General features: G+C 47.0%; 19 protein-coding genes. 6 read left to right on the top strand and 13 right to left on the bottom strand.

Annotated features, from left to right (window positions below; translation table 11 throughout):
- Positions 1–8: 8 nt before the first annotated feature.
- Positions 9–716 (bottom strand): hypothetical protein, encoded by a 708-nt coding sequence (locus OC23_RS12835; protein ID WP_038345260.1) that lies wholly within the window; start codon positions 714–716, stop codon positions 9–11.
- Between the two features lie 374 nt (positions 717–1,090).
- Between OC23_RS12835 and tssH the strand changes: the two genes are divergently transcribed.
- The 6 genes from tssH to OC23_RS12805 are packed head-to-tail and all read left to right on the top strand — an operon-like array spanning position 1,091 to position 8,663.
- Complete coding sequence (gene tssH, locus OC23_RS12830; protein ID WP_038345259.1) at positions 1,091–3,763, top strand: type VI secretion system ATPase TssH; 2,673 nt, start codon at positions 1,091–1,093, stop codon at positions 3,761–3,763.
- Between the two features lie 24 nt (positions 3,764–3,787).
- Positions 3,788–4,879 carry a type VI secretion system protein TssA gene (tssA, locus tag OC23_RS12825; RefSeq protein ID WP_171194792.1) on the top strand — a complete coding sequence of 364 codons (1,092 nt, stop codon included), beginning with the start codon at positions 3,788–3,790 and terminating at the stop codon, positions 4,877–4,879.
- 16 nt (positions 4,880–4,895) lie between these two features.
- Positions 4,896–6,260, top strand: coding sequence for a type VI secretion system baseplate subunit TssK (gene tssK / locus OC23_RS12820; RefSeq protein WP_038345258.1), 1,365 nt, complete (start codon positions 4,896–4,898; stop codon positions 6,258–6,260).
- A 10-nt stretch (positions 6,261–6,270) separates the two neighbouring features.
- Positions 6,271–7,080, top strand: a complete 810-nt coding sequence (gene icmH / locus OC23_RS12815; protein ID WP_038345257.1) for a type IVB secretion system protein IcmH/DotU — start codon at positions 6,271–6,273, stop codon at positions 7,078–7,080.
- 11 nt (positions 7,081–7,091) lie between these two features.
- Positions 7,092–7,691: a hypothetical protein gene (locus OC23_RS12810; RefSeq protein ID WP_038345256.1), complete on the top strand. Its 600-nt coding sequence runs from the start codon at positions 7,092–7,094 to the stop codon at positions 7,689–7,691.
- 3 nt (positions 7,692–7,694) lie between these two features.
- A complete protein-coding gene (locus OC23_RS12805; protein ID WP_161792292.1) occupies positions 7,695–8,663 on the top strand; it encodes a M15 family metallopeptidase in 969 nt (322 codons plus the stop codon).
- 109 nt (positions 8,664–8,772) lie between these two features.
- On the opposite strand, the gene OC23_RS12800 is transcribed toward OC23_RS12805, so the two are convergent.
- The 12 genes from OC23_RS12800 to OC23_RS12745 all read right to left on the bottom strand — a co-directional run bounded on the left by OC23_RS12800 (position 8,773) and on the right by OC23_RS12745 (position 22,749).
- Entirely contained in the window at positions 8,773–9,333 is a 561-nt protein-coding gene (locus tag OC23_RS12800; RefSeq protein WP_038345255.1) for an undecaprenyl-diphosphatase, read from the bottom strand.
- 177 nt (positions 9,334–9,510) lie between these two features.
- A complete protein-coding gene (locus OC23_RS12795) occupies positions 9,511–10,197 on the bottom strand; it encodes an ABC-type transport auxiliary lipoprotein family protein (RefSeq protein ID WP_038345254.1) in 687 nt (228 codons plus the stop codon).
- Entirely contained in the window at positions 10,194–11,849 is a 1,656-nt protein-coding gene (locus tag OC23_RS12790; protein WP_038345253.1) for an intermembrane transport protein PqiB, read from the bottom strand. The genes OC23_RS12795 and OC23_RS12790 overlap by 4 nt, the downstream gene beginning before the upstream one ends.
- 44 nt (positions 11,850–11,893) lie before the next feature.
- Entirely contained in the window at positions 11,894–12,667 is a 774-nt protein-coding gene (locus OC23_RS12785; RefSeq protein WP_038345252.1) for a paraquat-inducible protein A, read from the bottom strand.
- Entirely contained in the window at positions 12,664–13,314 is a 651-nt protein-coding gene (locus tag OC23_RS12780; RefSeq protein WP_038345250.1) for a paraquat-inducible protein A, read from the bottom strand. Before OC23_RS12780 ends, OC23_RS12785 begins: the two co-directional genes overlap by 4 nt.
- A 298-nt stretch (positions 13,315–13,612) precedes the next feature.
- Positions 13,613–15,103 (bottom strand): amino acid permease, encoded by a 1,491-nt coding sequence (locus OC23_RS12775; RefSeq protein ID WP_038345249.1) that lies wholly within the window; start codon positions 15,101–15,103, stop codon positions 13,613–13,615.
- Between the two features lie 175 nt (positions 15,104–15,278).
- The gene (gene astE / locus OC23_RS12770) at positions 15,279–16,247 is read right to left on the bottom strand and encodes a succinylglutamate desuccinylase (RefSeq protein WP_038345248.1); all 969 of its coding nucleotides are present in this window, start codon (positions 16,245–16,247) and stop codon (positions 15,279–15,281) included.
- A 33-nt stretch (positions 16,248–16,280) separates the two neighbouring features.
- Complete coding sequence (gene astB / locus OC23_RS12765; RefSeq protein ID WP_038345247.1) at positions 16,281–17,621, bottom strand: N-succinylarginine dihydrolase; 1,341 nt, start codon at positions 17,619–17,621, stop codon at positions 16,281–16,283.
- Between the two features lie 32 nt (positions 17,622–17,653).
- Positions 17,654–19,123, bottom strand: coding sequence for a succinylglutamate-semialdehyde dehydrogenase (gene astD / locus OC23_RS12760; RefSeq protein WP_038345246.1), 1,470 nt, complete (start codon positions 19,121–19,123; stop codon positions 17,654–17,656).
- On the bottom strand, positions 19,102–20,166 hold the full coding sequence (gene astA, locus OC23_RS12755) for an arginine N-succinyltransferase (protein WP_038345245.1): 1,065 nt from the start codon (positions 20,164–20,166) through the stop codon (positions 19,102–19,104). The genes astD and astA overlap by 22 nt, the downstream gene beginning before the upstream one ends.
- Positions 20,167–20,187: 21 nt before the next feature.
- A complete protein-coding gene (locus OC23_RS12750; protein ID WP_038345244.1) occupies positions 20,188–21,393 on the bottom strand; it encodes an aspartate aminotransferase family protein in 1,206 nt (401 codons plus the stop codon).
- 81 nt (positions 21,394–21,474) lie between these two features.
- Positions 21,475–22,749 carry a Glu/Leu/Phe/Val family dehydrogenase gene (locus OC23_RS12745; RefSeq protein ID WP_171194798.1) on the bottom strand — a complete coding sequence of 425 codons (1,275 nt, stop codon included), beginning with the start codon at positions 22,747–22,749 and terminating at the stop codon, positions 21,475–21,477.
- Positions 22,750–22,856: the final 107 nt, after the last annotated feature.

Below are 22,856 nucleotides of genomic sequence, written 5' to 3'. Positions count from 1 at the left end.
CTTGCTTATTATTTCAACGAATCGAATGGATTCGAACCTGTCTTCTGGACAGTAGGTTGTTTCGTAACTGCTGGCGCCACAGCCGCCTGTTTTTTAACCGGAGCAGCAGTCTGAGTTACATTATTACGTGCCGGTTGGGTTGTACGTACTTTTTTAGTGGTGGTACGTCGCGTATTTGTATTTGCCGGTGCGATATTACGGGACTCTTTTTTGAGTGTTTCGTCCGTTATGGCTTTGCTGGTTGAGGTATCCGGTGCAGGAACCGCAGCGCGGATGCCATCACTTAACTGTTTTGCCGGTGGATAGGTCAGTTCATTGCTCAAATAACGCATTTCATCTGAACGCATGTGCTGTAATGCCTGATTGGCGATTTCAACACTTGCTAAAAAAGTCACATCGGTTAAAGTTGCGCCACGAACATTTTGCTCTTGTAATTGTGTGGCCAGTTTTAAGGCATTCATTGGCTGTTTGAGCTCATACATGCGCATGGCAGCCTGAGCCAACAAATCATTGACGCGTGAAGCATTATCTTTGTCACAAGCTTGCTGATAAATGTCTAGCAATGCATGATCGGTCTGGTTGGCAGCCAGCGGATATTGCTTGATACATTTACTTTTGAGCTTAATCGGTTTTACCGCCTGTTCTTCAGCATAAACTGAGTTTGAGATTAAACCTGCGGTGATACAAAGAATTGATATTACAATGCCTTTTTTCAAAATATGCCTCATTTTATTTAACTTATAATTGAAGAGCTGACAATTATTGTTAAAAAACCCTCTTACTCGTCAATTTTTGTACATTTACATCATTTCGCGAATTTAACAAAAAAAAGACACATAAAGTCAATACTATTTACGTTTATTAACATTATTAAGTTTTAATGACAGACATTCTTGTAAAAAAAAACTTAAATAGCGTGCATTTTTTGTTTAAATGTGACATTTTTTGTTGTAGAATAATCTGTATACTCGTGCAGAGTTGAACTAAGTTTTTGATTTTATTCAAAAAATATTTTTAAGAGAAAACAACCATATCAAGTTAATACCGCCCGAAGAGAACTTGGTATTTAAAAAATTATTGTGAGTAATAAATGAGTAACTTAAAGGTTTTAATTACAAAACTATCACCTCCTACTCGTACTGCATTAGAAAAGTCTGCAAATTACTGTATTAACCAATTGAATTATGAGATTGAGATCGAGCACTTACTGGTTGAGTTACTAAACCAGAATCCTGCCAATGATTTACATATTTTACTAAAAAAAAATAATATCGCTGCCGACGCCTTAATTAACGACTTAAAAGAAACAATCGGCTCTCTGCCAAAGGGCAATACCCGTACCCCTATTTTTGCCAAATCCATCGTCAGGTTATTCGAGCAGGCCTGGTTACTGGCTTCAGCCGAGCAAACCCCGGTTATTCGCAGCAGCCATTTATTGATCGCACTGCTTACTGCTCCCGATTTGCAACAGATTGCATTCAGGGCCTCCAGCCTGTTTGAGCTTTTCCCGATTGATACCATGAAGCACAAGTTTCTGGATATCTGCGGCAACAGTTCTGAACAACCGGCCACAGAACCCGCTCCGGCTTCCGATACCTCAGCGGCTGCAAACGAAACCGGCAAGCCGACAGCGGTGAAAACCCCGGCCCTTGACCAATACACAATCAACCTGACAGAGAAAGCCAGGAATGGCGGCATTGATCCGGTTATTGGCCGTGAGTTTGAAATCCGGCTGATGCTCGACATCCTGATGCGTCGCCGTCAGAACAACCCGATTTTGACCGGTGAGCCCGGTGTAGGTAAAACTGCCGTTGTAGAAGGTCTTGCCTTGAAAATTGCACAAGGACTGGTACCGGAGGCATTAAAGAATGTTCACCTGCATGTGCTGGATATGGGCTTATTGCAAGCTGGTGCCAGTGTCAAGGGTGAGTTTGAGAACCGCCTAAAACAGGTAATTCAGGAAGTTCAGTCTTCAACCCACCCGATTATCCTGTTCATTGACGAAGCGCATACCCTGATCGGTGCTGGTGGTCAGGCCGGTCAGAATGATGCAGCCAACCTGCTGAAGCCAGCTTTGGCGCGGGGTGAGTTAAGAACCATTGCAGCAACAACATGGGCAGAATATAAGCAATACTTTGAAAAAGATGCTGCTTTAAGCCGCCGTTTTCAGGTCGTGAAAATTGAGGAACCGACTGAAGAAGTCGCCATTGACATGTTGCGTGCCATGATCCCGGTCATGCAGAAGCATTTCAACCTGCAAATCGAAGATCAGGCCATCATTACAGCAGTCCATGCATCTCATCGCTATATCAGTGGCCGCCAGCTTCCGGATAAAGCCGTTAGCGTCCTCGATACGGCAGCTGCCCGTGTTGCCCTGACCCAAAATGCCCAGCCGGTGATTCTGGACCAGTTACAGGCGCAGCAGCACAACCTGAAACTGGAACAGCAGATTCTAACCAGTGAACATCAGCATTTTCCGATTCATCATGAACGTCTGGAAGACCTCAACCAGCAACTGGCCTCTTTAGATCAGGAAATACAGGACATTGAAGTCAAGTGGCAACAAGAGCTTGCACTGGTCAAGCAAATCCAGCAATTGAGCCAACAAGATGAAACCGAACAGCTCAAAACCCAGATTGCCTCATTAAGAGCAGAACTGACCCAGTTACAGGGACAAACGCCTTTGGTCTTTGAGCGCGTCAACGCCCAGATCATTAATGAGATCATTTCCGACTGGACCGGTATTCCGGTTGGCAATATGGTCAATGACGAAATCAAGCAGATCCTGACCCTTGAAGATAAGCTCGCTGAGCGCGTCATGGGGCAAGATTATGCATTGAATCAATTGGTAAAAGGCATCAAGACCTCGAAAGCCAAACTAGAAGACCCAAATAAACCGCAAGGCGTATTCATGCTGATTGGCCCAAGCGGGGTGGGTAAAACAGAAACAGCCCTGGCCTTGGCCAATGAGCTGTATGGCGGTGAGCAGCATCTTATCACCATCAACATGTCTGAATATCAGGAAGCCCATACCGTTTCTTCCCTCAAAGGTGCGCCTCCCGGTTATGTCGGTTATGGCCAAGGCGGCGTTTTAACCGAAGCGGTACGTCGTAATCCGTATAGCGTTGTGCTGCTGGACGAAATTGAAAAAGCGCATAGCGATGTTCAGGAACTGTTTTATCAGGTCTTCGATAAAGGTACGCTGGAAGATGGTGAAGGCCGTGTCATCGATTTTAAGAACACCACCATCATCCTGACCTCCAACACCGGCTCTAGCGCCATCATGCAAGCCTGCTTAAACCAACCTGTCGAAGAATGGCCAAATGCCGATGACTTGATCGAACATTTGAAACCAAGCCTGTATAAACAGTTCAAGCCGGCATTTATTGGCCGTATGCGCATTGTGCCTTATTTCCCGTTACACGATGATTTGCTGGTCCGGATCATCAAGCACAAACTCGGAAAAATTATCGCCCGGATTGAAAAACAGTATGCAACCAGAGTTCAATATTCAGAAGACGTGATTGAACTGATTTTAAGCCGTTGTACCGAAGTCGATAGTGGTGCCCGAAATGTGGATAATATTTTAAACTCGACCGTATTGCCTGCACTGGCGACAGAAATCCTGGTGGCGCTGGCTGATCACAAGTTGCCGAAACTGATCAATATTGATACCAAAGATGATGACATCATCTATCAGCTTGATCCTGTAGAAAAGACCAGCAGAAAACGTACGGGCAAAAAAGCCAAAGCTGAAATTTAAGATTGAGCCAATACCGTGATACATATGGATATTAACCCGTTACTGAACCCGATTAATGAGCAGTCACCTTGTGGTGAAGATTACTCTTTTTCAAATGAGTTCCATGCCATTAAAAAGGCCAGAACCCAAGATGATCTTTTGCTGGATCAGGGCGATTGGGTCACCGAGCCCAAACAGGCCGATTGGGACTTTGTTGCAGCAACCTCGGTTGAACTGCTGCAAACCAAGAGTAAAGATATCCGTATACTGACCTGGCTTTCGGAAGCCTGGGCCAACCTGTATGGTTTTGAAGGGATTGCCAAAAGTCTTGAGCTCAGCCACCGCTTGCTTGAACAGTACTGGCTGACGCTGCATCCTGAAGTGGAAGATGACGATCTGGATCAACGGATTGGATTATTACAGGGCCTGATTAACCAGTTGCCCTTGCTGATCAAGAAAGTCCCCCTGATCAATCATGCCCCTTTTTATCATTTGCTCGACTACGATAATTTTCTCTACCATGAAAATATCCGCCGCAAGCAGAGCGACGACTATGAAAGCACTGGCAATGCAAGCGAGCTGGAACAGTTTGAGCAGGCTTTGCTGGGCACCGATAAAACCTTCCAGCGCCAGAACTATCAGCACTTTACCGAGATTTTTCAACAGTGGTCGACACTGAAGAATGTGCTGGATGGTTTACTTGGTCTAGATTCACCAAGCTTTGCAGCAATCGATTCAAGTCTGGACAGTATTCATACCAGTCTCAAGAAAATTTATAAAACCGAGCTGTTTGAGCAAGCAGCGCCCACCGTGGCTTTGGATAATGAACCTGCGATGACCACTTCTCCCCAACCTGTGACCAGCCAGCCCGCTTTGGTACAAGCGCAACCCGCCTTCCAGCCTCAAGCTCAATCTCATGTTGAAAATCGTGAGCAAGCCATGCGGGTACTTCAGGAAATTGCGACGTACTTCCAGAAGAATGAACCACATAGCCCTGTGAGTTATATGTTGCAAAAAACCATCAAGTGGAGCCAAATGCCACTACATGAATGGTTAACCCAGGTGATTAAAGATGAGCATCCGTTACAAATGCTGCAAGATACGCTCGGTGTACAACCAAAGAATGACTACGAATAATTGTTGGTAAATCGATATGTTTAAAGCAGAGAAAATTCTTTGGGGTGAAGGCCTGTTTTTGCGCCCCCAGCATTTCCAGATTCAGGATACCTATCATGAGCAGCGCCTGAACCACACCGTTCGGGCCTTAGTTCCTTATGCTTACGGTGTACAGAAGCTCAAATTTGATGAAGTCCAGCTCTCTACCCATATTCTGGCCTTGGAAGAGGCTGAAATTATCTGGCAAGATGGCGAAATCTATCATGCCCCTGCACAGGATCTATTACCAGAACCTTTATTGCTGGACGACCTGAACCTGCAAGGTGAAATGATCGTTTACCTTGCCCTGCCGATTTTGCAGGCCAACAAGAAAAATATTGCAGATGAAAGCCGCTCCCTGTCGAGCCGTTATCATAACTACCTGTCCGAAACACATGACCTGTTTACAGATGCCAGCCCGGCTGAACTGAGCCTGCTACGCCGCCGTGCAGAATTCAAACTGCTTGAACCCCATATTCAGCCGACCCAGAATCTTGACGGTTTCCTGTATCTGGCAGTAGGCCGTTTAAAGCGCCAGAGTTCAGGCAGCTTTGAACTGGATGCCAAGTTTATTCCGCCCATTTTACATATTGCTGCATCAGAGTCTTTAATCAATAACCTAAAACGTACCCTCAACGTGATTAAGGCCAAGATCAAGACCATTCAAAGCAACAATCGTGAAAACGAGCAAAAACTAATCGAATTCCGTTCAGGAGACATTGTTTCATTCTGGTTGATCAATGCGCTGAATACGGCCTATGCAGGATTGAATCATCTACTCCAGTATCCGCAGATTCACCCGGAACGCCTGTTCTCCGAGTTATTGCGCCTGACCGGTTCTCTGCTTACCTTCTCAACCGCTTATGATGTCGATCATTTACCCCATTATCGGCATCACCAGCTACAGGACAGTTTCCAGCAACTGGATATCATTCTGAGAGATTTACTCGATACCATTATTTCAAGCCGCTATTTCAGCATTGCCCTGAAAGAGACACGTCCGTCATACTGGGTTGGCAGCCTCGAATCTGACAAGATTACCCGGGATACGCGTCTCTACATCGCGGTCTCAAGCAGCATGATGCAAACCCATGAGCTCATCCAGATTGTCCCTTTACGCTTTAAGGTGGGCAGTACCATTGATGTCGAGCAACGTGTGATTGCGGCACTCCCTGCTGTTCCGCTCCATCATTTGATGCAGGTGCCTACAGCAATTCCGGTTCGCTCGGGCGTCAGCTATTTTGAGATCGAACCGCATCACGAGCTCTATCAACGTATGCTTGAGTCAGAATCGATCTGTGTCTATGTCCCTGCCGGTTTCCAAGACATTAGTATTGAACTGATTGCTGTAATGAATAGTTAAGAGAATCACCATGACTCAACATCCAGCTGGCATCCCTTCCTTATTCGATGACGGAAAAATCGGTTCAGGCTTACCCAGCTCTGACCAGCCACAGAACAAGGCACAAACTACCAACCTGATCGATCTGTTACATGATGGGTTTTATCTGGTGTTCTTGCTACGCAACCGTTATATCCCTGCAAATCCGGGTGATTTTCGTGAAAAGATTCTGGATTTGCTCAACCGTTTCGAGCAACAGGCGAAACGTCTGCAGTTTTCTGCAGACGATATTCACGATGCCAAATATGCCTTCTGTGCCCTGATTGATGAAACCATTGCCACGCAACAGGATGCAGCCTACTTTAACCTGCAAAATAGCTGGCTGATCAGCCCGTTGCAATTAAGCCTGTTTGGTTCCCAACTTGCCGGCTATCGTTTTTTCGAGATTCTGGAACAACTCCGTAGCCGCGGTAAAGAACGCCTGGCTTCACTGGAAGTCTTTCATTATTGTTTATTGCTGGGTTTTCAGGGCAAATACCGTCTGGAATCTGTCGAAAGCCTGAATCATCTAGTGGCGCGTGTCGGTGATGAAATTGACTATCTCAAAGGAAAAAAAGCAGCGTTTTCTCCGTTTGCCGCGATTCCCGACCAGATCAAGCACATTATTCATCATGAATTGCCTTTTTTCTGGATTCTCATTTTCCTGCTCCTGTTCGCTGCCCTGACTTTTGCCGGTCTGAAATTTATGCTGAACAAGCAAAATCAAAATGCGTTAACCCCTTATCAAAATGTGATTTCAGCACCTGCAGAAGAAGCACATATTACTATCCATTTGCCTTAGTTGATTGAAGTATGAGTCAGGAAAGAACAACCTCTTTACGCATCTTACAGACAAATAAGAAAAAAACGATTTCTCCGGTTATTTATTTAATTATAGGCTTTGTGTCAGGAATTATCCTGACCACATTATTTTTCTTCATGTTATCTACCGATGCACCACCAAGTCGTGAAGCGTTCGACCCGACCCAGCAAAAACAGGACGATCCGGTCGCTCATGTAAGCCCTAAAGCCAGCATCCCGGTCACAGAAACGCCAGAAGCAACTCATCATGAAGCTGTAGAGTCTGTAGAAGATAGCAACTTTGCACAACCGGGCAGTAATGATCTGAATAAATTCTTCCAGCGGACTCCGCCAGCTGCTGTTGCGCCGGCCCAGACCAGACCTCATGTTTCACCTTTTGCCAATGAACCTCATGCCAAACCAGCCCAACCGGCTACAACTCCGGCAAAGGCAATTGCGCCGAAGAATGAAGCCGCACCGGCAAAAGCAGTAAAGCCTGCCCCGCAACCGGCGAAGGCTGTGGCACCGAAAGAGCCAGAAGCCGAAGCACCTGATGCAACCGTACAGATTAAAGTGACCCAGAAGCCTTTTGCTGTCAATGAACTCAAATAACGGATGATCTGGTTTATTTTTCTCTGCTTTGTCGGGGTTGCCATAGGACTTACCCTGTTAATGTCCTATGAGCTGCGTTACAAATGTACACAGCTCTTGCAATCCCTACTGCCAAGCGGGAAAAAAAAGATCGCCAATGCCATGCAGTTTGCAGAACACATGCATCAGGCGGCATCTCCGGAAAAACTCCAGTCCCATTGGCATTTGCAACAATGGTGGATTCTGATCGCAGGTTTCTTTCTATTTGCCAGTATCCTCATTTTTGCGTTTACCCGGCCGATCAACTCTACACGGATTGAAGCTGAATATTTAAAAGAAACCGACCCTCAGATTTATGCCCTACTGAACGGGGAACTGCTGAGTCCACCTCCCGATGTCGATGAAAACCTGATTCAGGATGCGATTGTTGAAGCAACCCGGCTGGAAGAGGCCTATCAGGCGCAACATACAACCGATCCGAGCATTGACGCGTCACAAATCGAAGTGCCGATAACCCATTCTCATGGTAGTCTGGATTCATCCATGGTGGATCGTAAATGGGACAAGATCAATCCACGCTACAAACAACGTCTGCTGATGGTGTTTAAGATCATGAAAGAACAGCACGGCTATGAACTGGTATTACTTGAAGGTTACCGAAGCCCAAGCCGTCAAAACATGCTGGCTGGCAACCCGAATACCACACGGGCCAAAGGTTATCAAAGTTATCACCAATTCGGTCTGGCCGCAGATGTAGCCTTTAAACGTAATGGAAAAGTGGTGATTAGTGAACGGGACCCGTGGGCCATGCGGGGTTATCAGCTTTATGGTCAGGTGGCCGAATCGGTTGGTCTGACCTGGGGTGGCCGCTGGAAATCCATTCAAGATTATGGTCATACCGAGTATCGGATGCCAGGTTTAAGAAAAACCAAGGAAATGGCAGATCAGCTGATTGCTGAAGGTCAGCTGACAGCCAGTGCAAATGAGTCTTGAACCCGCTAAAACGGGCTCGAATTAAATAAAACCGGTTTATACAATAGACCGGTTTTATTTTTGCTCAGGATTATTTCTGGGATACAAGTCACCTTAAAATAAAAGCTTTTTAATCTGTGACCGGGAGTGGTTGCTTGTGTTTAGCTTTAGCGTTAAATGTCCTAAACAATATATTCATGGCTAAAACCAGTATAAACGCAATAATAAAAGAGCCCAATACATCAAAAGGAAAATGAACCCCAATATAAATCCGTGACCATCCAACAATGAAGCCCAGAATTAATGCTGCACTCCCTATTTTTCGATAGCCCGCAAGTAAATATGCAAAAGCAATAGTTGCCACAGTCAGGGTATGCTGGCTTGGAAATGAAGATGATGAACCATGCCCGGTCAGTATATGCCCAATCCCCAGATCAAAAGGTCTTGGATGATAATAGACCGCATGGATAAGCTGCGTCACCAATAAAGAAACCAGCACAATGCATAAGGTCTTCATAAACTGCTCTCTATATTTTTTCTCCTTAAAAAATATAGAGGCAATTAAAAATATAAATAAGCTGGCAATTAAATTATGTGATGCAAATATTGCCATTTTATCTAGCACCGGATGTTGCATTGCTGCCGAGTTAATCCAGTTAAATAGATAAATATCCATTGATTGAACTGACATTGTCAATCGTTCCATGATGACTAAATATCAGCAAGATTAGAAATAACAGCTTAAAGAAAAATTAAATTTATGCATCGAATAAAAATAATTTTCTACTCCAGTTTAAGCAGTTTTTAATGGTTATGTTTTTATAAGTTGCATTCGTCCATGATCATGCAACTCTTTCATTATAAAAAACTAAGAACACACGGCCCCTTCTATCCTGAGGGGCACCTTGCTATCCAGTGAGGCGATGGAAACCGCCATTGCATCAATCACCTGCCCCAACGAGGCACTGGCAACACGGACAATATCCTGAACCGATGTGCTGTCGCCCCCGATTGGCTGGCTAAAGCTCATCCGGCAGGCCAGCTGCTGGTTTTGATTTGAATTCGGGTCCAGGGTAATATTCGGATCGTTACGCTTGACAATCCAGGCCACAGCGACCGCCATGCTTTTTCTGGCTACATCGGTTGTTACCACATCAAAATGGGAAAAATCTGTCGCCACCCGATAAGACACCTTGCCGCCTGCCATACCACTATTATAGCGGTCGACTGCACCCAGCTTTTGCTGTAAACCGGCTGACACGTTATCCCTTAATTCTGATGCCAGGGTTGAAGTCCAGCGTTCATTCTCCAGAATTTTTGATTTACCCGTGGCATCCTGAATTACCATCGGGGCGCGGTTAATACGGTCAGGCAAACCCACCGGCAAGACTTCAATCACTTTCACTTTAGAACTTGGCAACGGTGTAACCTGGGTTGCCAGCGTATAATAGTTTGGCGTAGGTGAGCTTGAACATGCGCCCAGCAGCAAGGCCAGCGATAAAATACTGAGCTTGGGTAAAACCGTCCATTGCCCTTTGCCTGTCATCATTCTCATTTTTTATCTGCCTCTGTTTTCTTGCCACGAATCAATGATTCAGGGTGCTGTTCAATATAATCGGCCATCAACTGTAATGATGCCGCAGCCCGGGTCATTTGTTGCAATGCCTTACGCACGTCCTGTTGCATCGGTGCATCACTGGATAAAATTGATTCGCTCGATTGCATGGTTTTACGTACATCATTCAGGGTTGCCTGTAAACCAGGAGCTACTTTACCGTCCAGCTGTTTCACCAGCTTGTCAGTCGATTCAATGGTGGTATTCATATTCTTCAGGGTTTTACGAACGTCCTGCCCGATTTCCTCCAGCGGGAACTTGCTGACCTTATCGGCAATTTGCGATACCTGTGCCTGTAAACCGCTCAGCTCTGTTGCCGTGGTCGGTACCTCGGCCCGTCCATCCGGTCGCATGATTAAAGTCGCAGGCTTGGCTTTTGGAAACTTATCAAAGGCAATATAGTTCTGGCCTGTTAACAGATTGCCGGTCCGCATCTGGGCACGCCATCCTTTTGCAATAAAGTATTTGAAAATCTCACCATCCGGATCAAGCTCTTTTCCATGTGCTAAACGTGAAGGATAGATCACGGCGTCTACACGCATACGCAAATGGGTATAATTCTGGTCAAACTCCACATTGATTGCCTTGACGTTACCAATTTCAATGCCCATAAAGTCAATTGGTGCATCCGCACTGAGCCCCCGTAAGGAATGATCAAAATACATGATGATCTGACGTGGTTTGCCATCAGGTTCCTTCATGGCCTCCTTGCGTGAATCTGACAAGGTAAAATAACTATGGTTCGGTGCAATCTCGCCATGCGAGTTTTCTGGATAGCCAAATGCGATCCCGCCGGCAACGATACTGGCAAGGGACTGGGTGTCTAAATTAAATCCGGAGGCATTTAAGGTGACATCTACCCCGCTGGCCTGCCAGAAACGGGCATCTGTGGTGACAAACTTGTCATAAGGCGATTGGATAAAGGTCTGTAATTCGACGCTTTTACCATCATTGGCCAGCTTGTAGGCAGTAATCTGTCCGACATTGATTCTACGATAATAAATAGGCACCCCGATATCCAGCGATCCTAAATCCTGAGCCTTCAGGAAAAAAACCTTGCCCGGTATATCGGAGGAAACCACAGGCGGTACTTCCAGCCCGATAAAATGTTCCTGTTTTTCCTCTGCCTTGCCGCCATCAACCCCAATGTAGGCACCAGATAATAATGTATCAATGCCCGAAATCCCGCCGGTGCCTATACGCGGTCTTACCACCCAGAAACGCGAGTCCTTGGCAGCAAAATTGCTGGCATCCTTACGCAGCTCGATCTTGGCAACAATATGAGAACGATCTTCAGAAAGATCAATCTGGCGCACCAGTCCGATATCGACCTGTTTATAGCGGACTGTGGTTTTGCCCGCCACCAGCCCTTCAGCGGTACGGAACGAGACCTCAATGGTCGGGCCGGTCGCCAGCACAGCCTTTGCCGCCAGTGACAGCGCAATTAATAGTGCAACAAAAGGCACCAGCCAGATCAGCGCTGGTCTCCAGCGTCCTTTCTTTTTTTCAGGTTCGGCAAAGGCCTCATCGTTCTGGTTGAACTCATTCAAGCTCTGTTCAGAATCTTGGCCATTTTGTGTATTTTCTGACATAGTGATCGTTCTTTTATAGGTCAAAACAGGTTACGTATACAATTCTAACTTTTCAATTGCCGGGTTGGTGTCGGGTTTATAGGGTTTGCTCGTTGATCGTGCCTTGCTTTGGCCTGAAAATAATTATCCCAGATCATACGCGGATCAAAACTCATGGATGCCAGCATGGTCAAGACCACCACTGCCCCGAATGCAACCGCGCCGGGCCCTGCCAGTATGGTGGCAAGTGACTGAATCTGGATAAGGGCAGTTAATAAGGCGACGACAAACACATCAATCATTGACCAGCGCCCGATAAACTCCACAATCCGGTACAACAAGGCACAATGTTCCGGTGAAAAATGCCATCGGGACGAAGACTGCATATAAACGGCAATTAGCAAAAATAACAGAATCAGCAGTTTAAGTATCGGAATAAAAATGCTGGCCATAAAAATCACGGTCGCGACCAGATAATCTCCATTGTTCCAGAAATAAATGACACCGCTAATAATGGTATCTTGCTGACGGCCCAATAACGAGTCTGTAACCGTCATCGGCAAGACATTGGCTGGAATATATAAAATAGCGGCAGCAACTACCAAAGCAAAAGTACGGTTCAGGCTTTGTGGTTTACGCTGATGTAAAGGGCTTTTGCATCTTGTGCAACGGGAAGGCTGCTGCGAGCGCCTGTTAGCGGTTACGACATTTAGCAAACCACAACAGTGACACTGGATCCATCCGGCATCCTTTGCCCGCAGGTAAGGCCTGATCTTTAAGTCTTCGGCAGGCAGATGCGGTGTAATGATGCCGATCTCGTCCGGATAGGATTCATTCATTGCAGGCTCCGGTCTACTTCGTCCCAGAGATCCTTGATCTTGAGCGAAGCAATATAAACCAAAAGGATACTTAATAAGGTAAATGCCCACAGTGCAATGCCCGGAATGACCGTCACCATTCCCACCAGTTTGACCAAGGTGACCAGCACACCGATTAAAAATACCTCGACCATTCCCCAGGTACGGAATAAAAACAAGATTCTAAGGGCCGGGGTTAAATATTTCGGTCGACGCTGGAGAAAACCGATACTGAAAAGCACATAGCTCAGCAATAACAGCTCAACCAGAGGGACGATAAACGTGGTTATCAGGATCAAGACCCCGACCAGCGCCCGATCGATATGGAACATGGTCCATGCAGCACCAATCAGGGTAGTTTGAGAGGTATTGCCCTGCAACTCGACTATCACGATTGGAAAACTGTTGGCAATCACGAAAACAATCAGCGCCGTAACCACCAGTGCGAGCAAAGAGGAAAATGACTGGCCTCTACGATACAGTTCTGCACCACAACAGGTACAATAAGCCCGCTCTCCGGCGGCAAGCTCGATCCTGCGATAAACCGCATCGCATTCTTCACAACCTGCCAGCTCTGTTAACCGGACCGGTTGAGCCATTCGCCAGGGCTGCTGATTTTTATTCGCCATGATGCCTTGCCCGTTACCCAGATGTTGTCATATTCAAATATTAATATTAACCAGTGATACCGTTATTTTGCTAATCCAGCCTGCACCAGTGTTTTTTTAAAACGACTCCAGACACATGGGCAGGTCAGCTGGCTGTTGCATAAAAGTAGCGCATGTGCGCGCGAAAGTGTAGCGAAAAAACAAAAAACTGACGGCCAAAGCTTGTTAACCGCTGCTGCCTCACCATAAAAACAAATAGGTTACAGACAGCCTCTGTAACCTATTTTGTGCAGCAAGCGATTTGATATGAACAAATCTGTCAGGCGGTTTTATCCCGATAAAAAACATAATAGCTGACATAACATGCCACGATGAACAAGATACAGCAAACAAAGCCCACCTGCATGGAAGGGTCCGTCACCATACTGATACAGGTGATCACACAGAACAGCCCACCCAGAATCGGCGTCAGGGGAAATAAAGGCGCTGCAAATTTCAGGTCTTTCACGGTTTTACCCGATTTGATCCATTGTCTGCGGAAGTTAAACTGACAGACACAAATCGAAATCCATACCACCACCATGGTAAAAGCGGCTACGCCCAGTAAATTCTTGAAAATCGTTTCTGGTGCAAATTGTTCTGACAATAATCCCGGAATGGCGCCAAACATGGTCACAATGATGGCAATAATCGGTGTACCGGAACGTGTCAATTTTGAAAAAACTTTAGGTAACTGGTTTTTTGCCGATAATGACCACATCATGCGTGAAGCGGCAAACAAGCCCGAGTTTGCTGCCGATAAAAGTGCAGTAATGATCACGAAACGGATAATGTCTTCTGCGTATGGAATGCCGATATAGTTAAATACGGTAACGAACGGGCTATTGCTGACACTGTTGGCATTGAGACCAGCCATCTCGTAAGGCAGTAATGCACAGATCACCACAATGGTTCCCACAAAGAAAATCAGCAACCGCCAGATTGCGGCATTGATTGCCTTAGGTACGGTTTTGGCAGGTTCCTCTGCTTCTCCTGCGGCAACCCCGATCAGTTCAGTCCCGGAGAAGGCAAAATTTACGATCAGCATGGTTGCAAAAATCGGGAAAATACCATTCGGGAACCAGCCATGTTCAGTCAGTTTACTGAATAAAGGCGCAGATTCGTGTCCATGATAAGAAATTAATCCGAAAATTGCCGCCAGACCTAATCCGATAAAACAGATAATGGTCAAGACCTTGACCAGAGACAGCCAGAATTCGGATTCGGCAAATAAACGGGTGGAGCTGACATTCAGGCCAAATATCAGGCCGGCAAATAACAAGGTCCATGTCCACATGGAAATTGAAGGAAACCATTCCTGCATCAGTAACGCCGCTGCGGTAAATTCGGTTCCTAACGTTGCTGTCCAGGTCAGCCAGTAGAGCCAGGTAATCATATAACCGGTACCCGGCCCGATATAGGTTCTGGCATATTCTCCAAAAGAACCGGAAACCGGCATCTGCACCGCCAGCTCGCCCAGACACAGCATCACCATGTAAGCAATCACGCCACCTAGCAGGTAAGAAAAAATTGCCCCCACCGGACCTGCCTGAGAAATAACATCACCGGAACCCAGAAATAGTCCGGTTCCAATTGCACCACCCAGTGAAATCATCACCAGATGTCGTTTGGTCATGGCACGCTTTAACGGCTTACCCGTCTCTGCTCCGGCACTGCAAAGACCTGACAAACTGGCAGCATCCTGCTGTGGTGCACATTGTCCGCCCAGAAACTCTGCTGAGGGAAATGTCTTTTCATTATTGTTACTCATACACGGTCACTCCCACTGTATCCTTATGACAACCTGTCCTTGCTGTTTCACTTTCATAAAAATGAATATCTAAACGATATTTCTTGACCTGTCTTGATTCACTGAACATCCATCTTCAAACTCCATCCATGTGCCTTACATACCGACATCTGACCGCTTTATTGGCAAAGCCTTATTACATTTCTTTTAATACCAGTCCAGCCCTGAGTCCGGTCTTTACATTCGGATTCGGGAATAAAATCCAGACTTGCTGCTGTGCCACATAGTCACCTGCCTGCTGAGAAGCAATCAGCTCACCTTGCTGAAAGGTAGAAAAATTCGGCGCATCGGTACCCAGATTCAGCTGAAAATCTTCACTTTGCTTTAAGATGGAATCTACTACCTTGAACTGGCGAATCGCAGGCTTCTGTCTGGCGGGTAAGGCCTGCTCTGCCAGTACGGCACGTAACACCTGATCAATGCTGGCAAAATCGGCCAGATCATTTTGGCCAAATGGTTTGGCCTTGCCTAACTCCAGGGTGCTGCTCGCAGCCTGGAAATGCTCAGTGGTAAAATGGGTAAAGGTTTTGCCCGCCGCATTGTGATAAACCAGCGCATCCAGATTGGCAGCATTTAGGCTTTGCAGCATAGCCTCATCATAGGGCCGCGTCTGGTAAGGAAATAAGGCAAATACAGGCAATAGCGAAGCACGAATGGCAGTATGCAAATCATAGTGATAACGTTGCGTCGCAAGTTGATCCTGTTCAAAGAATGCTGCTACCGCCTGCTCTAATTGTGCAGCCCGGGCAGTTTCCTGATCCTGCGGTAAACTCTGATAGGCCCCGCAAAACATGCGGTTCATATCATTTTCCAGATAACGTACCCCTTGCCGGATCGCAGCAGGATTCCCCAATACAAACAGCACCCGAACCGCCAAAGCCAGCTGGCCGGCAAACAGATCGTGAATGATCTGTGCCAGCAGTTCGATCGGTGCTGTTTCATTGCCATGAATACCGGCAGAAAGCACCATGGTTTTTTCATAAGCGGTTTTGGGCGTGCATTGCAATAGCCCTTCACCCAGCCACTGCCAGCTAAACCCAGCCGTTTCTCCCTGTGTCTGCTCAGGGGTCTGTTGCGCCAAAGTCAACGCGAGTAGATCAACCATGTACTTTCATCCTTAAAAGCCGTTATTGCGTGCTTATCTCTGGAAGTGATAAACCGAGCCTAAACCCAGAATCTTGGTGAGTTCATCCAGCGCGGTACGGCTCTCGATCAATAAATTTGGATCGGCCAAATCGTCCTGGGTTAACTCGTCACGATAATGCTGATCGACCCACTGGTTCAGGGTTTTGAACAGGGCATCATTCATAAACAGGTTTGGATTCACCGCAGCAAGTTCCGCGTCATTTACCGCCACACGTAAGCGCAGACATGCCGGGCCGCCGCCATTACGCATACTTTCACGCAAATCAAACACCTTGATGTCATCAATAGGCGTACCCATTTGAATCATGTTACTCAAATAGTCCCACACCGCTTTGTTCTGACGCGACTCTTCAGGGACCACGATACTCATACCGCCATCTGCACGGGTCAGAATCTGGCTGTTAAACAAATAGGTAGCCACGGCATCATCAACACTGACACGACTTTCCGGTACTTCAATCGAGATAAACTCTTGCCCGATCCCCGCCATTTTTTTACGGATTTCATCCAGAGCTGCCGCCTGATCCAGAAAGGCATGCTGATGATGGAACAAGACCTGCTGGTTACTCACCGCAATCACATCGTTATGGAACACGCCCTGATCAATCACATGCGGGTTTTGCTGAATGAACACCGTGCGTTTCGCATCTAAACGATGTAAACGCGCAATCGCTTCACTCGCCTCACGGGTTTGCCGTGCAGGGAATTTCTGCGGTGCAACCTTGCCACCGAGCTGTTGCTGACCATAAACAAAAACCTGTACACCGGCCTGATCATAGTCCCCCCCGAGACGGTTATGATTGGCTGCACCTTCATCACCGAACAGTGCTGCTTCAGGCAATGCTTCATGATGCGCAAAATATACATCATTGTTGAACATCGCCTGCAAAATACGTGTGGTGGTATGATGCTCAATTGAACGATGGAATTTGTTGTTCAAGTTTGCCGCAGTAAAGTGCATACGACCATCAGCGCTATCTGCCGATGGCGACACCGTACAGGAGTTCGCCGTCCACATCGATGAGGCCGAACTCAATGATGATAACAATGCCGGTGCAGTGCGCATGGCCTGGGTAATCACGTCAATATCACTGCCGGTAAAACCCAAACGGCGTAGCGTTGGCACATGCGGACGCTCTTGTGGGGCAAACACACCTTGCTTGAGTCCCAAATCGGCAAGGGCTTTCATTTTCTTTAAGCCTTGCTTGGCGGCTAACTTCGGATTTGATGCATTATTCCGGTTTTTAGTCGATGCCACATTGCCATACGATAAACCCGCATAATGATGGGTCGGTCCCACTAAACCATCAAAATTAATTTCATAACCTGACATTTTTTTCTCCCTGTGTCCCGATACAAGCCGACTTACAGCACAATGCCCGGTGATAATTTTGAAGGTAAAGTAACGCTGTCACTTTCCAGTGATGCCATTGGCCATGCGCTATAGTCCGCTGCATAGAAGGCACTGGCACGGTGATTGCCAGATGCACCCACCCCACCAAACGGTGCTGCACTAGATGCACCTGTTAATGGTTTGTTCCAGTTCACAATGCCTGCGCGGGCTTCAATCAATACACGTTCAAACAGCTCTCGATCTGGTGACACCAGACCCACCGCCAGTCCAAAACGGGTATTATTGGCAATGTTTAGGGCTTCCTCGAAGCTGTGATAACGATAGATCGTGGTCAATGGACCAAAATATTCATCATCAGGGATATCGGACACTTGAGTCAGGTCTAAGATACCCGCCGTAAGCAAGGAACTGTCTGCTTGTGGACGCGTCATTTCCAACAATGCTTTTGCACCTAAAGCCATCAGTTTGCTTTGCGCTGCCAGCATCTGTTCTGCGGCATGTGCAGAAATCACCCCGCCCATAAACGGTTGCGGTTCTGCATTCCACGCACCAACCACCAAGTTTTTAGCAACTTCAACAAAACGTTGAATGAAGGCATCGCCATTGGCACCCTGTTTAACAATAATACGGCGTGCACAGGTACAACGTTGTCCCGCAGAAACAAAAGCCGATTGAATGGCTAAATTCACCACCGCATCAATATCGGTTGCTTCATCAATGATCAGGGCATTATTGCCGCCCATTTCCAGAGCCAGAATTTTTTCAGGCGCACCGGCCATCTGTTTATGCAGGTGATAACCGGTATTGGCACTGCCTGTGAACAGTAAACCGTCAATCTGCTCAGCCGCCGCAAGCGCTTCACCTGTGCTGCGTCCGCCTTGTACAAGGTTCAGCACACCTTTGGGTAAACCGGCCTGTTGCCATAATTTTGCAGTTTCTTCTGCAGTCCAAGGGGTCAGTTCACTTGGCTTAAATACCACGGTATTGCCAGCAATCAGGGCAGGAACAATATGACCATTTGGCAAGTGACCCGGGAAGTTATATGGGCCAAACACAGCCAGAACGCCATGCGGGCGGTGACGTAACGACGCCACGCCATCTGGCATTTGAGTTTCGCTGAACCCTGTGCGTTGATGATAAGCACGGATTGAAATCGCCACTTTACCAATCATCGATTGTACTTCGGTCAAGGTTTCCCAAAGCGGTTTGCTGGTTTCCTGACTGATCACTTCAGCCAGCCGGGTTTTATGTTGTTCCAATAAGCCGGCAAAACGCTCAATGATGGCAATACGTTCATCTAAGGCTAAGCGTGCCCAAGCTGGAAATGCCTGACGTGCGGCAGTGCATGCCTGTGCAACATCAGCTGCGCTGGCTTCATGTCCGGTCCAGATTTGCTGGTTACTGACCGGATTGGTTTTACTGAATGAGTTTCCTTGTCCCTGAACCCAGACACCATCAATTAATAATGCGCCTTGTGACATTCTTTTTTCTCCATTTTTTCTAATGCTAAAACGCGTACTTCATCGTGTTCAGCAATATTCAGTGCCCGTGCTTGTGCTGCGGTTAACTGCAATATTCCGCTCTCATCGAGTCGGTTATTGACCAGCAACACGGCGTAATCTTTATATTGGTCATTGGCCACCAGAACATGTGTTTCGGTACACTCAACCTCTTCACTAATCCTGACTTTAAACAGACAGCTTTCCTTTACAGCGCGAAGATCGGCCGTATTGGCTTCCAGGGTCGGGCCTGCATCAAAAATATCGACATAGCCTTGATAGGTCAGCCCTTCAGACATTAAAACCTTGGCTGCTGGCAAGGTATGCGGATGCACTTCGGCAATCACCTCACGCGCATCCACAGTCAGCAAATCTACATAGACCGGAAATCTGGGCATCAGCTCTGCAATAAAGGCTTTTTGCCCGACACCGCTCAAGTAATCTGCCGCAGCAAAATCCATATTGAAAAACAGATAACCAAGCGAGTCCCAAAACGGCGAACGTCCATTCTGGTCGGAAAAACCCCGCATCTCTGCAATCAGCCGTTCTTCAAAAAAAGAACGGAAAGCTGCGATAAACAGAAAACGAACCTTGGATAAAAATTTGCCGTTCTGGTTTTTACGATAGTCCGGATCAAGGAACAGGGTGCACAGTTCGCTGCATCCGGTATGATCATTACTTAAAAACAGGGTGTCCAAGGTCTTGTACACATTTAAGGCCTTAGAGGCATGAACCTGTTTTGCCACACGGAAGTTGTAAAACGGTTCATTCAGCCCGACTGCAACTTCAATTGCACTGACCCCCACCACCTTATGGATGCTGGTATCTTCCAGTACAAACAGGTAACTTGCCTCGCACTTTTCAGCCAGGCCATCCAGGGTACGGGTAGTACGGGCAATGCGTTCAGCCAGGATGTCTCTATTTTGTGGTAAGGATGTCAGGCCAATGCCCGACTCCCCCGCTCTTTGCGCCAAACGATAAATATCATCTAAGTCCCGATGCGCTGCATGTCTAACAATCATCATGGTTAGATGCTCACAACAGACTTAGAGACGTGCTAATGCACGGGCAAAACGGCTTAGACCTTCATCAATATCCTGTTGTGGAATGATCAGTGAAGGCGTAAAACGCACTACATCGGCACCGGCCACCAAAGCCAACAAGCCTTCTTCACCCGCCAAAGTCACAATATTCTTTGCCTTACCTGCATATTCATCTTTTAATACACAGCCAATTAACAGGCCTTGCCCACGAATTTCCTTGAACAGACCATATTCGGCATTGATTTTATTCAGGGCATCAATGAAATACAGATGACGCTGTTTTACCCCGTCTAATACTTCAGGCGTATTGATAAACTCAAGTACCGCGCCTGCAACAGCACAGGCCAGCGGGTTACCGCCATAAGTAGTACCATGATCGCCTACGGCATACATGTTGGCATAATGATCTGTGGTGATCATGGCACCAATCGGGAAACCACCGCCCAATGCTTTTGCCGTGGTCAGAATGTCTGGTGTGACACCGGTGTTCATATAGGCATACAGTGAACCAGTACGGCCAACACCGGTTTGTACTTCATCAAAAATCAGTACCGCACCTTTTTCATCACATAGCGCGCGCAGGCCTTTCAAAAACTCGATATCTGCCGGGACAACCCCGCCTTCACCCTGAATCGGTTCAACAATCACGGCACAGGTATTTTCATTAATGACGGCCTTGGCTGCCTCAAGGTCATTAAATGCCGTGTGTTCAATCCCCCCCGGGAGTGGTGCAAAGTCCTGAGAATATTTTGGTTGGCCGCCTGCCGTAACAGTAAACAGGGTACGGCCGTGGAAGGCATTTTTAAAGGCAACAATCTGGTTCTTGTTTGCATTGCCGCTGAGCAAACCGACTTTACGTGCCAGTTTCAGTGCAGCTTCGTTGGCTTCTGCACCTGAGTTACAGAAAAACACCTTGTCTGCAAACGTGTTATCGACCAGTTGTTTGGCAAGACGCAATACCGGCTCGTTGGTATAACCATTGCCGATATGCCAGAGTTTCTGTGCCTGTTCAGTTAAGGCATTGACCGCTACAGGATGTGCATGACCCAAGGCATTTACTGCAATTCCACCCGCGAAATCAATATATTCTTTATCGTTTTGATCCCAAAGACGAGAACCTTCGCCACGTACTAAAATGAAATTTGCCGGGGCAAAAACCGGTACCATCCAGTCGTTAAAGTTGCTACGTGTAATTGCGACATTGCTCATTTTATTTACTCACTTCCTGTTTTAATCTTCCAGCCTGTTGAATGCTCAACAGGCCTGTACACTGATGGTCTGACGGGCCAATTAGCCTGGGAAAATCCCGCGTTCTTTACGTGCTTTCAGAATACGCTCACACGCCAGAATATATGCTGCGGTACGCAAGCTGCATTCTTTTTGTGCTGCCGTGTTCCAGACATCTGCAATAGCCTGGATCATCAATTTGTCCAGACGTTCATTGATCTCGTCTTCACTCCAGAAGTAACTCGCCATATCCTGAACCCATTCAAAATAACTGACCGTTACCCCGCCTGCGTTACAGATCACATCCGGCACCACCGTGATGTTACGGCTGACAAAGACATCATCGGCTTCCGGGTAGGTTGGACCATTGGCCCCTTCAAGTACGATTTTGGCTTTGAGTTTTTGTGCGCGTTCAACCGTAATCTGGCCTTCCAGTGCAGCTGGAATCAGGATGTCCATATCGACCGTCCAGAATTCCTCATCTGAAATTACGCTGGAACCGGCAAAGCCTTTGACACCGCCTGTTTCAACCACATGCTTTTGCAGTGCTTTTACATCCAGACCTTCGGCATTGAAAATAGTGCCGGTATGATCTTGGACCGCAACAATTTTTGCACCGGCATGGTTAAACAGGTAAGCAGCTTCATTACCGACGTTACCAAACCCCTGTACTGCGACCTTACTGCCTTCGACCGGTAACTTGATACGTTCTGCCACCTGCATACCGGTTACAAATACACCACGGCCTGTAGCACGGACACGGCCCAGCGAGCCGCCCAGATGAACAGGTTTACCCGTCACCACGCCTGTAACGGTATGTCCCTTGATACTTGAGTAAGTGTCCATCATCCAGCCCATAATGTTGGCATTGGTGCCGACATCCGGTGCCGGAATATCAATTTGTGGGCCGATAATCGGGCTGATTTCACTGGTAAAACGGCGGGTTAAACGCTCTAGTTCACGTGTTGACAATTCTTTTGGATTCACACGGATACCGCCTTTGGCACCGCCGAAAGGCAAGTTGAGTACGGCAGTCTTAATGGTCATCCATGCAGACAAGGCCATCACTTCATTCAGTTCCACATCCTGATGATAGCGGATACCGCCTTTACCCGGCCCGCGTGATAGGTTGTGTTGTACGCGATAGCCTTCAAAATGGCGGATTGTGCCATCATCCATCACGATTGGAACATCAACAATCAGGGTACGTTTGGGGGTTTTCAAAGTGTTGACAAAGTTGCTGAGGTCAGCATCCAGATAAGGAGCTACCCGATCAACTTGAGTAAGAAAGGTTTGCCAAGCACTGCCATTTTGAGCCGCATATGATAAAGACATTATTTATTCCTTCATTCATCCATTGTCCCTGTTATTCACAGATTCCCTTTGTTTCAGGGCATCCTACCCCATCCTCCCTGGCCTACATTTTTTGTTCTTTTTTGCGAACG

Origin of the sequence: Acinetobacter sp. A47, assembly GCF_000805455.1 — a bacterium.
Lineage (GTDB): Bacteria > Pseudomonadota > Gammaproteobacteria > Pseudomonadales > Moraxellaceae > Acinetobacter.
The sequence above is the reverse complement of the archived record's forward strand: the minus strand, read 5'-3'. Positions and strand labels throughout refer to the sequence as shown.